Annotated in this window: 13 protein-coding genes; 10 read left to right on the forward strand and 3 right to left on the reverse strand. The window is 69.1% G+C overall.

The features are described from left to right. Positions 1-40 precede the first annotated feature (40 nt). The 6 genes from metH to hisG all read left to right on the forward strand — a co-directional run bounded on the left by metH (position 41) and on the right by hisG (position 7,363). Positions 41-3,610 (forward strand): methionine synthase, encoded by a 3,570-nt coding sequence (gene metH / locus U9J23_RS12715; RefSeq protein WP_272267505.1) that lies wholly within the window; start codon positions 41-43, stop codon positions 3,608-3,610. Beyond that, positions 3,603-4,310: an HAD family hydrolase gene (locus U9J23_RS12720; protein WP_059384471.1), complete on the forward strand. Its 708-nt coding sequence runs from the start codon at positions 3,603-3,605 to the stop codon at positions 4,308-4,310. Before metH ends, U9J23_RS12720 begins: the two co-directional genes overlap by 8 nt. A gap of 1 nt (position 4,311) precedes the next feature. Further along, positions 4,312-5,172 (forward strand): oxygen-dependent tRNA uridine(34) hydroxylase TrhO, encoded by an 861-nt coding sequence (gene trhO / locus U9J23_RS12725; protein WP_059384472.1) that lies wholly within the window; start codon positions 4,312-4,314, stop codon positions 5,170-5,172. Positions 5,173-5,176: 4 nt separating this feature from the next. Then, a complete protein-coding gene (locus U9J23_RS12730; protein WP_085470585.1) occupies positions 5,177-6,064 on the forward strand; it encodes a pseudouridine synthase in 888 nt (295 codons plus the stop codon). 61 nt (positions 6,065-6,125) lie between these two features. Further along, positions 6,126-6,407, forward strand: a complete 282-nt coding sequence (locus tag U9J23_RS12735; protein ID WP_170318512.1) for a phosphoribosyl-ATP diphosphatase — start codon at positions 6,126-6,128, stop codon at positions 6,405-6,407. Between the two features lie 92 nt (positions 6,408-6,499). Then, positions 6,500-7,363 carry an ATP phosphoribosyltransferase gene (gene hisG / locus U9J23_RS12740; RefSeq protein WP_059384474.1) on the forward strand — a complete coding sequence of 288 codons (864 nt, stop codon included), beginning with the start codon at positions 6,500-6,502 and terminating at the stop codon, positions 7,361-7,363. Between the two features lie 40 nt (positions 7,364-7,403). Here hisG and U9J23_RS12745 read toward each other — a convergent pair whose 3' ends face one another. Next, a complete protein-coding gene (locus U9J23_RS12745) occupies positions 7,404-8,243 on the reverse strand; it encodes a thioesterase family protein (RefSeq protein WP_272267510.1) in 840 nt (279 codons plus the stop codon). After that, the gene (locus U9J23_RS12750) at positions 8,240-9,106 is read right to left on the reverse strand and encodes a RecB family exonuclease (protein WP_272267637.1); all 867 of its coding nucleotides are present in this window, start codon (positions 9,104-9,106) and stop codon (positions 8,240-8,242) included. The genes U9J23_RS12745 and U9J23_RS12750 overlap by 4 nt, the downstream gene beginning before the upstream one ends. Positions 9,107-9,231: 125 nt before the next feature. Here U9J23_RS12750 and U9J23_RS12755 point away from each other — a divergent pair, with 125 nt between their 5' ends. Continuing rightward, positions 9,232-10,083, forward strand: coding sequence for a tRNA (adenine-N1)-methyltransferase (locus U9J23_RS12755; protein ID WP_059384477.1), 852 nt, complete (start codon positions 9,232-9,234; stop codon positions 10,081-10,083). A 31-nt stretch (positions 10,084-10,114) separates the two neighbouring features. Here U9J23_RS12755 and U9J23_RS12760 read toward each other — a convergent pair whose 3' ends face one another. Further along, positions 10,115-10,594: a hypothetical protein gene (locus tag U9J23_RS12760; RefSeq protein WP_106199617.1), complete on the reverse strand. Its 480-nt coding sequence runs from the start codon at positions 10,592-10,594 to the stop codon at positions 10,115-10,117. Between the two features lie 186 nt (positions 10,595-10,780). Between U9J23_RS12760 and arc the strand changes: the two genes are divergently transcribed. The 3 genes from arc (at position 10,781) to dop (ending at position 14,561) form a co-directional block, all read left to right on the forward strand. Next, on the forward strand, positions 10,781-12,550 hold the full coding sequence (gene arc, locus U9J23_RS12765; protein ID WP_085470584.1) for a proteasome ATPase: 1,770 nt from the start codon (positions 10,781-10,783) through the stop codon (positions 12,548-12,550). Between the two features lie 75 nt (positions 12,551-12,625). After that, on the forward strand, positions 12,626-13,012 hold the full coding sequence (locus U9J23_RS12770; RefSeq protein WP_059384480.1) for a nitroreductase family deazaflavin-dependent oxidoreductase: 387 nt from the start codon (positions 12,626-12,628) through the stop codon (positions 13,010-13,012). A gap of 55 nt (positions 13,013-13,067) precedes the next feature. Next, positions 13,068-14,561 (forward strand): depupylase/deamidase Dop, encoded by a 1,494-nt coding sequence (gene dop / locus U9J23_RS12775; protein WP_006552172.1) that lies wholly within the window; start codon positions 13,068-13,070, stop codon positions 14,559-14,561. Positions 14,562-14,592 lie beyond the last annotated feature (31 nt).

A 14,592-nucleotide genomic window follows, 5' to 3' on the forward strand; every position in this document is an offset into this window, starting at 1 on the left:
ACGACCCGGGCCGATCCGGGCGCCCACTAGTCTGAAGGGCATGTCCACCCCACTTCATTCTGTCCTGCTCGATGCGCTGACCCAGCGCGTTGTCATCGGAGACGGGGCGATGGGCACCATGTTGCAGGCCGCGGATCTGTCGCTCGACGACTTCCGCGGTTTGGAGGGGTGCAACGAGATCCTCAACGAATCTCGTCCCGATGTGATCCGGGGGATCCACCGGGCGTACTTCGAGGCCGGCGCCGACGTCGTCTCGACGAACACCTTCGGCTGCAACCTGCCCAACCTCGCCGACTACGACATCGCCGACCGCATCCGTGAGCTGTCCGAGCTCGGTACCCGCCTCGCCCGCGAGGTCGCCGACGAGATGGGTCCCGGCGCCGACGGCATGGCCCGCATGGTGATCGGGTCGATGGGTCCGGGCACGAAGCTGCCCACCCTCGGGCACGCGCCGTTCGCTGCGCTGCGCGACGCCTACGGTGAGGCGGCGCTGGGCATGCTCGACGGGGGCGCCGACGCGATCCTCGTGGAGACCTGCCAGGACCTGCTACAGGCGAAGGCCGCGATCATCGGCAGCAAGCGGGCGATGGAGCAGGCCGGTCGCCGGATCCCGATCGTCACCCACGTGACGGTGGAGACCACCGGCACGATGCTGCTCGGCTCCGAGATCGGTGCCGCGCTGACCGCCCTCGAACCGCTCGGCATCGACCTGATCGGGTTGAACTGCGCGACCGGTCCGGCGGAGATGAGCGAGCACCTGCGGTACCTGTCGCAGCACGCCACGATCCCGGTGTCGGTGATGCCGAACGCCGGTCTGCCGGTGCTGGGCGCGAACGGCGCCGAGTACCCGCTGCAGCCGGAGGAACTCGCCGAGGCGCTGGCCGGCTTCGTCTCCGACTATGGACTGACTTTCGTCGGTGGCTGCTGCGGCACCACCCCCGAGCACATCCGGCAGGTCGCCGAGGCGGTGCGCGGGCTGCAGCCGGCGCCGCGCGCCGCGCATCCGGAGCCGGGTGTGTCGTCGCTGTACACCTCGGTGCCGTTCGAGCAGGACGCGTCGATCCTGATGATCGGTGAGCGCACCAACACGAACGGGTCCAAGGCGTTCCGCGAGGCGATGCTGGCCGCGGATTGGCAGAAGTGCCTGGACATCGCGAAGGATCAGATCCGCGACGGCGCACACATGCTGGACCTGAACGTCGACTATGTCGGGCGTGACGGGGCGGCGGACATGGCGGAGTTGGCGTCGCGGTTCGCGACGTCGTCGACGTTGCCGATCATGATCGACTCGACGGAGCCGGATGTGATCAAGGCGGGCCTCGAGCATCTCGGTGGCCGTTGCGCGGTGAACTCGGTGAACTACGAGGACGGTGACGGCCCGGGTTCGCGGTTCGAGCGGATCATGGAGCACGTCGTCGAGCACGGCGCGGCGGTGGTCGCGCTGACCATCGACGAGGAGGGCCAGGCCCGCACCGCCGAGCACAAGGTGCGCATCGCCGAGCGGCTGATCACCGATCTGACCGGCAAGTGGGGGCTGTCGCCGCAGGACATCATCGTCGATGCGTTGACCTTCCCGATCTCCACGGGCCAGGAGGAGGTGCGGCGCGATGCGATCGAGACGATCGAGGCGATCCGCCGCATCCACGAGGCGCACCCGGAGGTGCACTTCACCCTCGGTATCTCGAATGTGTCGTTCGGTCTGAATCCGGCGGCGCGGCAGGTGCTGAACTCGGTGTTCCTGCACGAGTGCACCGAGGCGGGGCTGGACACGGCGATCGTGCACGCGTCGAAGATCCTGCCGATGGCGCGGATCCCGGAGGAGCAGCGGCAGGTCGCGCTGGATCTGGTGTACGACCGGCGCCGCGAGGGGTACGACCCGCTGCAGAAGCTGATGGAGCTGTTCGAGGGTGTGTCGGCGGCGTCGGCACGCGAGTCGCGCGCGCAGGAACTGGCCGCGTTGCCGCTGTTCGAGCGGCTCGAGCGGCGCATCGTCGACGGGGAGCGCAACGGTCTCGAGGACGATCTGACCGAGGCGATGAAGACCACGCCGCCGCTGGCGATCATCAACGACACGCTGCTGTCGGGCATGAAGACGGTCGGTGAGCTGTTCGGGTCGGGACAGATGCAGTTGCCGTTCGTGCTGCAGTCCGCCGAGGTGATGAAGACCGCGGTGGCGTTCCTGGAGCCGCACATGGAGTCGACCGGCGACGAGGGCAAGGGCCGGATCGTGCTGGCGACGGTCAAGGGCGATGTGCACGACATCGGCAAGAATCTCGTGGACATCATCCTGTCGAACAACGGCTACGAGGTGGTCAACCTCGGTATCAAGCAGCCGATCGCGACGATCCTCGACGCGGCGGTGGACAAGCGCGCCGATGTGATCGGCATGTCGGGTCTGCTGGTGAAGTCGACCGTGGTGATGAAGGAGAACCTCGAGGAGCTCAACGCTCGCGGGGTCGCCGAGCAGTTCCCGGTGTTGCTCGGTGGTGCGGCGCTGACCCGCAGCTACGTCGAGAACGATCTGGCGGAGGTCTACGAGGGCAAGGTCTCCTACGCACGCGATGCGTTCGAGGGTCTGTCGTTGATGGACCGGGTCATGGCGGAGAAGCGTGGTGAGGGTCCGGCGCCGGACAGCCCGGAGGCGATCGAGGCTGCCCGCAAGGCCGCCGAGCGCAAGGAGCGGCACGAGCGCAGCAAGCGGATCGCGGAGAAGCGCAAGGCCGCGGAGACGCCGGTGGAGATCCCCGAGCGCAGTGATGTCGCGAAGGATCTGCCGGTGCCGACGCCGCCGTTCTGGGGCACCCGGGTGATCAAGGGCATCCCGCTGGCCGACTATGCGGCGCTGATCGACGAGCGTGCGCTGTTCCTGGGGCAGTGGGGGTTGCGTGGGCAGCGCGGCGGCGACGGCCCGACCTACGAGGAACTCGTGGAGACCGAGGGCCGGCCACGGTTGCGGTACTGGCTGGACCGGTTGGCTACCGAGGGCATCCTGCAGCACGCGGCGGTGGTGTACGGCTACTTCCCGGCGGTATCCGAGGGTGACGACGTGGTGGTGCTGACCGAGCCGCGTCCGGATGCGCCCGAGCGCTACCGGTTCACCTTCCCGCGGCAGCAGCGTTCGCGGTTCCTGTGCATCGCCGATTTCGTGCGGTCGCGGGAGGATGCGATCGCGTCGGGTCAGGTGGATGTGTGGCCGTTCCAGCTGGTGACGATGGGGCAGCCGATCGCGGACTTCGCGAACGAGCTGTTCGCGTCGAATTCGTACCGCGACTATCTCGAAGTGCACGGCATCGGTGTGCAGCTGACCGAGGCGCTGGCCGAGTACTGGCATCGGCGGGTGCGGCAGGAGCTGGCGTTCGCCGAGGGCGGCACGGCGGCGGACGAGGATCCGGAGGAGGTCGCGGAGTACTTCAAGCTCGCCTATCGCGGCGCCCGGTTCGCGTTCGGTTACGGCGCGTGCCCGAATCTCGAGGACCGCATCAAGCTGGTCGAGTTGCTCGAACCCGAGCGGATCGGGGTGGAGTTGTCCGAGGAGTTGCAGTTGCATCCCGAGCAGTCCACCGATGCGTTCGTGCTGCACCACCCGGAGGCGAAGTACTTCAATGTCTGATCGGGTGGAGGCGCCGCTCGCGGTGCAGACCGGTGCGCTGCGGGCGGTGCTGTGGGACATGGACGGCACCCTGCTCGAATCGGAACGCTTGTGGGACATCGGGATGCACGAGTTGTCGTTGCATCTCGGTGGGCCGATGAGCGACGAGACCCGCATCTCCACGATCGGTGGGCCGATGGATCTGGCGGTGCTGCGTACCTTCGCCGGGCTGGGTCTGGAACCGACCCCGGACGAGGCGGCGGCTGCGGCGGCGTGGTTGACCGGCTACATGGGCCGGTTGTTCGCCGACGGACTCACGTGGCGGCCCGGCGCGCAGGCTGCGCTGCGCACCGTCCGTGAGGCCGGGTTGGGGTCGGTGCTGGTGACCAATACCGAGCGGGCGTTGTGCGAGGTGGCCCTCGAGACCTTGGGCCGCGAGCATTTCGATCATTCGGTGTGCGGCGACGAGGTGCCGGCCGGCAAGCCGGATCCGGCGCCCTACCGTCGGGCGGCGGAGTTGCTCGGGCTGGATCCGGCGCAGTGCCTGGCGGTGGAGGATTCCCCGACCGGGGCGGCCGCGGCGGATGCGGCCGGGTGCACGGTGCTGGTGGTGCCGTCGCTGGTGGAGGTGCCCGGCTCGGAGCGGCGGGTGTTCCGGTCCACCCTCGAGGGGTTGAGCGCCGAGGATCTGCACGAGCTGCACGGGGCGGGGGTGTCCTGAGGTGGCGGTCCCGAAGATCGTGTTGTTCTACAAGTTCGTCCCGCTGCCCGACCCGGAGGCGATCCGGTTGTGGCAGCACACCCTCGCGTCGTCGCTGGGGTTGACCGGGCGGATCCTGATCTCGGAGCACGGCATCAACGGCACCGTCGGCGGCGACATCGCCGATGTGAAGAAGTACGTGCGCGGGTTGCGCAGTTATGCGGCGTTCAAGGACACCGACATCAAGTGGTCCGACGGTACCGGTGACGACTTCCCGCGGTTGTCGGTGAAGGTGCGCCCGGAGATCGTGACCTTCGGGGTGCCCGACGAGGTGAAGGTCGACGAGCACGGCATCGTCGACGGCGGCACCCATCTGTCGCCGCACGGCGTGCACGAGCTGGTCGCCGAGCGCGGCGACGAGGTGGTGTTCTTCGACGGCCGCAACCGGTTCGAGGCGCAGATCGGCCGGTTCCGGGACGCGATCGTGCCGGATGTCGCCACGACCCGCGATTTCGTCGCCGAGCTCGACAGCGGACGCTACGACCATCTCAAGGGCCGTCCGGTGGTCACCTACTGCACCGGTGGGGTGCGCTGTGAGGTGCTGTCGGCGCTGATGCGCAACCGCGGGTTCGAGGAGGTCTACCAGCTCGACGGTGGCATCGTCCGCTACGGCGAGACCTTCGGCGACGAGGGTCTGTGGGAGGGGTCGCTGTACGTCTTCGACGGGCGGATGAACGTCGAGTTCAGCGACGCCGCGACGGTGATCGGCCGCTGCACCCTGTGCGGGTCTCACACCTCGCGGTATCGGAACCATCCGGACATCCACGGCCGGGAGCTGACTCTGGTGTGTGAGGGCTGCGTCCCGGACCCCGTGGAGGCGTAGACCGGTGCGTGCTGCACCGCTGCCGGTGCGCGACGGGCTCGGTCCCGATCGGGTCCGGATGCCCGCCGACGTCGACGCGGCCACGATCGTCGAGTTCCTGCAGGCCGGCCATCCCGAGGAGGACTGGGCGGCGCACATGGCCGCGGGCGAGCTGGTCGACGAGCACGGCCGCCGCATCGACGCGCGCACGCCGTATCAGCCGACGCGGTTCGTGTACTTCTACCGCGATCCGGCGCCGGAGGTGCCGGTGCCGTTCCCGGTGCACGTGCTGCACCGGGAGGACGGTCTCGTCGTCGTCGACAAGCCGCATTTCCTGGCGACGATCCCGCGCGGCGCGCACATCCGCGAGTCGGTGGTGGTGCGGTTGCGGCGCGAGCTGGAGTTACCGCATCTGGTGCCGGTGCACCGGCTCGACCGGATGACCGCCGGGGTGCTGCTGTGCACGTCGGATCCGGCGTGGCGGCGGCCCTATCAGGAGCTGTTCGAACGGCAGCGGGTGCGCAAGGTGTATGAGGCCGTCGCCGGCTACCGCCCGGACTTGTCGTTCCCGCAGGTGGTGCGCACCCGGATCGTCAAGCGGCACGGGGAGCTGACGGCCGAGCAGTTCGCCGACGAGCCGAATTCGGAGACGCGCATCGAGTTGGTCGAGCGGCGGGGGGAGCTGGCCCGCTACCGGTTGTTCCCGCGTACCGGTCGTACCCATCAGTTGCGGCTGCATCTGGCGTGGTTGGGGGTGCCGATCGTGGGGGACAACTTCTATCCGCGGTTCCGGCGGCGCTGCGCGGACGATTTCACCGATCCGTTGCGGTTGCTGGCGCGGTCGCTGGAGTTCACCGATCCGATCAGTGGGGTGGCGCAGCGGTTCGTCAGCGGGCGCGAACTCGAGTTCTGAGCGGGTGTCGGTGCCTTCTGGGCGTGTGTCGGTGTCCTGGCTGCGGGGCCGGTGGCGCGGCATGAAACAATCGACTCCTGTGAAGACCTTCGATTCCCTGTTCGCCGAGCTGTCCGAACGCGCCGCGACCCGCCCCGAGGGCTCCGGCACCGTCGCCGCCCTGGACGCCGGCGTGCATTTCCAGGGCAAGAAGGTACTCGAAGAGGCCGGTGAGGTGTGGATCGCCGCCGAGTACCAGTCCGACGAGGAACTGTCCGAGGAGATTTCGCAGCTGCTGTACTGGGTGCAGGTGCTGATGGTGGGGCGGGGTCTGAAGCTCGAGGACGTCTACAAGCATCTGTGACGGCCGGTGGCCCGCTCGCCGGTGCCGCCGTCCGTGCCCTGTAGATCCCGATCCTCGCTTCTGCTCGTCGTTCGAAAGGACCCAATTCCGTCATGCTGCGCGTCGCAGTCCCCAACAAAGGTTCGCTGTCCGAGTCCGCCGCCGAGATCCTGCAGGAGGCCGGCTACCGTCGGCGCACCGACTCGCGGGATCTGACGGTCATCGACCCGGTCAACGAGGTCGAGTTCTTCTTCCTGCGGCCGAAGGACATCGCGATCTACGTCGGGTCCGGCGAGCTGGATCTGGGGATCACCGGCCGCGACCTGGCGATGGATTCGGGGGCTCCGGTCACCGAGCGCTTGTCGCTGGGCTTCGGGTCGTCGCGCTTCCGGTACGCCGCGCCGAAGGGCCGCGACTGGTCGGTCGAGGATCTGCGGGGCCTGCGCATCGCCACCTCGTACGCGAATCTGGTGCGTCGTGATCTCGCCGCCCGCGGCATCGAGGCCGAGGTGATCCGGCTCGACGGTGCGGTGGAGATCTCCATCCAGCTCGGCGTCGCCGACGCGATCGCCGATGTGGTCGGCTCGGGCCGGACGTTGCGGCAGCACGATCTCGTCGCCTTCGGGGAGTCGCTGTGCGATTCGGAGGGTGTGCTCATCGAGCGGGAGGGTTCGGATCACTCGGATCGGGCCCGGAACCAGCTGATCGCCCGTCTCGAGGGTGTGGTCTTCGCGCAGCAGTACGTGATGATCGATTACGACTGCCCGAAGCACCTGCTCGAGCAGGCCGTCGAGGTCACGCCCGGTCTCGAGTCGCCGACGATCTCGCCGCTGGCGAACGAGAACTCGGTGGCGGTGCGGGCGATGGTGCCGCGCAAGGGCCACAACGCGGTGATGGACCGGCTCGCCGAGATCGGTGCCCGCGCGATCCTCGCGTCGAACATCCGCTCGTGCCGGGCGATGCGCGCCCCCGAATAGACGCGCACCTTCCCGTCGTCTTCCGGTGCGGCCCCGCTGATCAGCGGGGCCGCACCTGTACGTTCTGGGCGATGCGGCCGAGCGCGCCGGTCTCGTCGTAGAGCAGACCGGCGGTCATTCCGATCCCGTCGGGTCCGACGGACATCTCGGCGGCGATCCCCACCCAGTCCTGTTCACCGAACTCGGGGGCGCGGAACAGGTGCACGGTCAGTTCGGTGTTGAGGAAGGTGTACTCGCGGGCGTCGAGTTTGGATCCGACACCGTTCGCGACGTCGGCGACGCTCATCAACCGGTCGAGGCCGCTGGGGGTTTCGCCTTCGACGAGGGCGATCTCGCTGCGCACCCACGCCGACGACAGGCCGGGCACGCCGAAGGGGACGATGATGCGCCAGTCGACGGTGTCGATGTAGCCGCCCTTCCAGGAGGCGTGCGGGGCGGCGGCTTCGAAGTTGCCGGGGGCGGGCATCGGGGTCTCCGAGGTGCGCGCGACCTGCGGCAGGTCGATGGTTTCGAGGCGCCAGCCGGTGCCGCGCGCGACCGCGCGGTGGGTGCCGTCGGGGGCGGTGGCCCACAGTTCGGCGACGACGAGTTCGATGCGGCGGCCGGGTCGTTCGATGTGGGTGCGCACCTCGAGGTCGGTGAGCGGGACGGGGCCGAGCAGTTCGACGGTCAGTCGGCTCAGGCGGCTGTCGGGGCGCGGCCGGTGCCGTTCGATGGCGCGGGCGAGCAGCGCCGAGGGCGGGGCGCCGTGCTGCAGGTGCGGTCCCCAGGTGCTGACGGTGCGGTCGGTGGGGCGGAACACCGCGATCTCGACGTCCTCGACCGGACCGGTGGGGGTGGCCTGCCGGGGGACCGGCACATAGTAGGCGGCGTCGCTCACTCGGGATTCTCCTGCTGCTCGATACGGTGGGGCGCACCCGACGTCGACTGAATCGACGGTGTCGGCTGGATCGACTGCGTCGCAACGCCGTCGAGGGGATACGGCGGTGGGGTACCGCCGAACGCCGGGCACAATGCCCGATGATCGCACCACCGGCAGCCGGGGCCGGGACGGGGGCGGAAGTCGCCGCTTCTGCGCAACTGCCGGATCGTCGCCCACATCGCCCGCACGATCCGTTCGAAGCGGCGCAGTTCCTCGGGGTCGGGGCGGTAGGGCAGCACCTGACCGTCGCCGAGATACAGCAGCCGCAGCGAGGCCGGGACGATGCCGCGCTGCCGCCACAGGATCAGCGCGTAGAACTTCAGCTGGAACAGCGCCGCCCGCTCGCCGCGCAGCGAGGGGGCGCGGCCGGTCTTGTAGTCGACGACGTGCACCGCCCCGGTGGCGTCGACATCGAGGCGGTCGATGATGCCGCGCAAGGGGACGTCGCCGTCGAGGGTGGTCTCCACCCGCAGTTCGCAGCCGTCGGCGGTGACGGCGGTGGGGTCCTCGACGGTGAAGTAGGTGTCCAGCAGCGCGGCGGCCTCGGCGAGGAAGGCCGCGTCGTCGGTGTCGACGCCGAGATCGGGGGTGGCGGCGAGGACCCGGGCCAGGGCGTCGGGCAGCAGGGTCTGCGCGGCGGTGGCGGTGCGGGCCGGTCCGTCGAGGCCGAACAGCGCTTCGAGAGCGGCGTGCACGACGGTGCCGCGCGCCTGGGCGCGGGTCGGCGGTGCGGTGAGCCGGTCGACGGCCTTGAAGCGGTAGAGCAGCGGGCAGCGGGTGAAGTCGGCGGCGCGGGAGGGGGACAGGGCGACCGGCCGCACCGTGTCGGTGGGGGGTGTGGGCGCAGCTGTGGTCACACCTGGCAGGCTAGGACGCGGGTCCGACACGGTGCCGGACCCGCGTGCCCGATCCCGGGTGCGGGGCTGGAACGAAGGTGGACACGGCGATGGCAGTAGGCGGACTCGGGCGCAGCGGACCCTTCCAGGTGGGGGACCGGGTGCAGTTGACCGACGCCAAGGGCCGCAAGTACACCGTGGTGCTCGAACCGGGCAAGGAGTTCCACACCCACCGCGGCGGGATCCTGCACGACGATCTGATCGGCACCGATGAGGGTGTGGTGGTCACCTCCACCAACGGCACCCCCTATCTGGCGTTGCGTCCGCTGCTCGTCGACTACGTGATGTCGATGCCGCGCGGTGCGCAGGTGATCTACCCGAAGGACGCCGCGCAGATCGTGCAGGAGGGTGACGTCTTCCCCGGCGCGACGGTGCTCGAGGCCGGCGCCGGCTCCGGTGCCCTGACGTGCTCGCTGCTGCGCGCCGTCGGGGAGAACGGCCGGGTGATCTCCTACGAGGTGCGCGAGGACCATCTCGAGTACGCCGAGCGCAATGTCGACACCTTCTTCGGGGAGCGCCCGGCGAACTGGACGACGGTGCTCGGGGATCTGGCGGACTACGACGTCGAGAAGTACGGCCGTGTGGACCGGGTGGTGCTGGACATGCTCGCGCCCTGGGATGTGCTCGAGACGGTGAAGAAGGCGCTGGTGCCCGGCGGGGTGCTCATCGTCTACGTGGCGACGACGACGCAGCTGTCGCGGGTGGTCGAGGCGATGCGGGAGCAGACCTGCTGGACCGAGCCGCGGTCGTGGGAGTCGATGGTGCGCGGGTGGCACGTGGTGGGTCTGGCGGTGCGCCCGGAGCATCGGATGCAGGGGCACACGGCGTTCCTGGTCAGTGCCCGGCGGCTGCAGGACGGGGTGGAGACCCCGAAGCCGCAGCGTCGGCCCAGCAAGGGCTGAGCCGACGCCGGTCTCCGCGAACCGGTGGAGGTCATTCGCAGCCGAGCGATCCCATGGTCAGGATCGAGCAGGCGCTCTCGTCGGCGATGACCCAGGTGCCGTCGATCTGTTCGAAGGTCAGCGGCATCGGGGCGCCGCCGTGCGGGCCGGCGACCTCTGTCGTGGCGGTGACGGTGTCGGCGTCGACGGTGGTGATCTCGCCGACGGTACCGGTGAGGGGGTAGCCGGCGAGCACGCCGGTGAACCGGTCGAGCACGGCGGTGCGCTCGGTGCCGTTCTCCACGACGGCGGCGCGGTCCTCGGTGGTGGCGGCCGGGTCGAAGAACACGTCGATCTGTTCCTGCAGCTGCTCGACGGTGACCGCGGCGGTGACGGGGGTGCTGGTGGTGGTCGTCGCGCTGGTCGTGGCAGCGGTGTCGTCGCCGGCGTCGTCGGAGCTGCAGCCGGTCACGGTGGTGAGGGCGGCGAGCGCGGTGGCGGCGCAGAGTGTGCGAACTGGACGTGGGGTCACGGAGGAGTACCTTTCGAGAGAAACGGTCGACGCACGATATTAGGGGAGCCTAACAGCGTGTCGGGGGCGTGGCGCCATGGCGCGTCCCACACGCGACACATGTTCGGAACACGACTGTTTCGTGTCCTCCCCCATGTGGGGCGATGTCCCGGTAGCGTGGAATGACCGACAGTGGAGGGAGTCGCTATGAGCTCGTCAGAGAAGCCGGATGCGGTTGCGGCGGCACGCGAAATCGAAGAGTTGCGCGCAGAGGTGGCGACCTTGCGTCGTCGGCTCGGCGAACCGTCCGATCAGGTACGCGACCTCGAAGCCCGGCTCGAGTCCCTCACGGTCCGCAACGGCAAACTGCTCGAGACCCTCAAGGATGCGCGCCAGCAGTTGATCACGCTGCGCGAGGAGGTCGATCGGCTGGCCCAGCCGCCGAGCGGCTACGGGGTGCTGCTCGAGACGTTCGACGATCAGACCGTCGACGTGTTCACCTCGGGCCGCAAGATGCGGGTCGCGGTGTCCCCGAATCTCGAACTCGACACCTTCCGGCCAGGTCAGACGGTGCGTCTGAACGAGGCGTTGACCGTCGTGGAGGTCGGTGGTTTCGAACGCGTCGGCGAGATCACCACCCTGCGGGAGGTGCTCGACGACGGCACCCGCGCGCTGGTGGTCGGGCACGCCGACGAGGAGCGCATCGTGTGGCTGGCGGCCCCGCTCGCCGCGGCCGCCGCCGACAACCGGACCGATGTGCTCGTCGACGACGAGAACTCGTTCACGCTGCGCCCGGGCGATTCGCTGCTGGTCGACAGCAAGGCCGGTTACGCCTTCGAACGGATCCCCAAGGCCGAGGTCGAGGATCTCGTGCTCGAGGAGGTCCCGGACGTCGACTACAGCGACATCGGTGGCCTGGGCCGGCAGATCGAGCAGATCCGCGACGCGGTGGAGCTGCCGTTCCTGCACAAGGATCTGTTCCGCGAGTATTCGCTGCGCCCGCCGAAGGGTGTGCTGCTGTACGGCCCGCCCGGTTGCGGTAAGACCCTGATCGCGAAGGCGGTCGCGAATTCGCTGGCGAAGAAGATCGCCGAGGCCCGCGGTGATGATTCGAAGGAAGCGAAGTCGTTCTTCCTCAACATCAAGGGCCCGGAGCTGCTGAACAAGTTCGTCGGCGAGACCGAACGGCACATCCGGTTGATCTTCCAGCGGGCCCGGGAGAAGGCGTCCGAGGGCACCCCGGTGATCGTGTTCTTCGACGAGATGGACTCGATCTTCCGCACCCGCGGCTCCGGTGTGTCCTCCGATGTGGAGACCACGGTGGTGCCGCAGCTGCTCGCCGAGATCGACGGTGTCGAAGGACTCGAGAACGTCATCGTCATCGGCGCCTCGAACCGTGAGGACATGATCGACCCGGCGATCCTGCGGCCCGGCCGCCTCGACGTGAAGATCAAGATCGAGCGTCCGGACGCGGAGGCCGCGCAGGACATCTTCTCGAAGTACCTGACCGAGAGTCTGCCGGTGCACGCCGACGATCTCGCCGAGTTCGGCGGCGATCGGGCCGCGTGCGTGCGGGCGATGATCGAGCGGGTCGTCGAGCGGATGTACGCCGAATCCGAGGACAACCGGTTCCTCGAGGTCACCTACGCCAACGGCGACAAGGAGGTCCTGTACTTCAAGGACTTCAACTCCGGCGCGATGATCCAGAACATCGTCGACCGGGCGAAGAAGTACGCGATCAAGTCGGTGCTCGAGACCGGGGCGCCCGGTCTGCGGGTGCAGCACCTGCTCGATTCGATCGTCGACGAGTTCGCCGAGAACGAGGATCTGCCCAACACCACGAATCCGGACGACTGGGCCCGGATCTCGGGGAAGAAGGGCGAGCGGATCGTGTACATCCGCACCCTGGTCACCGGCAAGAACGCCAGCGCGAGCCGCGCGATCGACACCGAGTCGAACACCGGCCAGTACCTGTAGGAATCGACCCTCGACGGCCGGGCCTTCCCTCCTCCGGAAGGTCCGGCCGTCGCGGCCTGTCGGGGAGGACCGTCCATGCCGTTGCCGCGCACCATGGCCCGGTTCAACAAGATCGTCACCAACCGGGTCGCCACCCCCTTCGCGCAGCTGCTGCCGGGCCTCGCGGTGGTCGAACATCGCGGGCGCCGCTCGGGCCGGGTGTTCCGCACCCCGGTGCTGTTGTTCACCGCCGGCGACGATCTGCGGATCGCGTTGACCTACGGCGCCGACACCGACTGGGTGCGCAATGTGTGCGCCGCCGGTGAGGCGGTGGTGCACACCCGGGGCCGGGCGATCCCGGTGCGCGACCCGCGGCTCGGGACCGACCGGCAGGCGAGCTGGGCGCCGCTGCCGGTGCGGGTGGCGCTGCAGACGATCGGGGCGTACGGCTATCTGGACTGCACCCCGCAGCCGCACCGTTGACCGGTCGCGGGGCTGTTCACGACCGTGAGCGTCCGGATCGCCTAGGCTCGACGGCATGCAGCGGATCATCGGTATCGAGGTCGAGTACGGGATCTCCTCACCCAACGAGCCATCGGCGAACCCGATCCTGACCTCCACGCAGGCGGTGCTGGCCTACGCGGCCGCCGAGGGGGTGCCGCGTGCCCGGCGCACCCGCTGGGACTACGAGGTCGAATCGCCCCTGCGCGACGCGCGGGGCTTCGATCTGGGCCGGTTCAACGGCCCGGCCCCGGTCATCGACGCCGACGAGGTCGGTGCCGCGAACATGATCCTCACCAACGGGGCGCGCCTGTACGTCGACCACGCCCACCCCGAATACTCCGCCCCGGAGGTCGCCGACCCCCTCGACGCGGTGATCTGGGACAAGGCCGGGGAGCGGGTGATGGAGGCCGCCGCCCGGCACGCCTCGAGTGTGCCCGGCGCACCGCGACTGCAGCTGTACAAGAACAACGTCGACGGCAAGGGCGCCTCCTACGGCACCCACGAGAACTACCTGATGGACCGCGAGACCCCGTTCTCCGCGGTGGTCGCGGGCCTGACCCCGTTCTTCGTCTCCCGGCAGGTCATCACCGGCTCCGGGCGGGTGGGGATCGGCCAGTCCGGTGACGAGCCCGGTTTCCAGTTGTCGCAGCGCGCCGACTACATCGAGGTCGAGGTCGGTCTCGAGACCACCCTCAAGCGCGGCATCATCAACACCCGCGACGAGCCGCACGCCGACGCCGACAAGTACCGGCGGCTGCACGTGATCATCGGCGACGCGAATCTGGCGGAGATGTCCACCTACCTCAAGGTCGGCACCACCGCGCTCGTGCTCGACCTGATCGAGGCCGGCATCGACCTGTCGGATCTGCAGCTCGCCCGCCCGGTCACCGCGGTGCACCACATCAGCCACGACCCGTCGCTGCGCAAGACCGTCGCGCTCGCCGACGGCCGCGAGCTGACGGGCCTGGCATTGCAGCGGATCTACCACGAACGGGTCGCGAAGTTCCACGACGGCACCGAGGACAAGCGGATCCTCGACATCCTCGACAAGTGGGCGATGGTGCTCGACCTGCTCGAACGCGACCCGATGGAATGCGCCGACCTGCTGGACTGGCCCGCGAAGCTGCGGCTGCTCGAGGGTTTCCGCAACCGTGAGGGGCTCTCGTGGTCGGCGCCGCGCCTGCACATGGTCGACCTGCAGTACTCGGATGTGCGCCTGGACAAGGGCCTGTACAACCGGCTCGTCGCCCGCGGATCGATGCAGCGGCTGGTGTCCGAGCAGCAGGTGCTCGACGCGGTGCACACCCCGCCGTCGGACACCCGCGCCTACTTCCGCGGCGAGTGCCTGCGCCGCTTCGGTGCCGATATCGCGGCGGCGAGCTGGGATTCGGTGATCTTCGATCTCGGTCGCGAGTCGCTGGTGCGCATCCCGACGCTCGAGCCGCTGCGCGGCAGCCGCGCGCATGTCGGGGAGCTGCTCGAGACGGCGCAGTCGGCGGCGGAACTGGTCGATCAGCTCACCCACTGACCGCCCGCCCGGCAGGGGGCGGTCGCCGGAA

The organism is Rhodococcus sp. PD04 (genome assembly GCF_035918275.1).
In the GTDB taxonomy this organism is placed as follows: domain Bacteria; phylum Actinomycetota; class Actinomycetes; order Mycobacteriales; family Mycobacteriaceae; genus Rhodococcus; species Rhodococcus rhodochrous.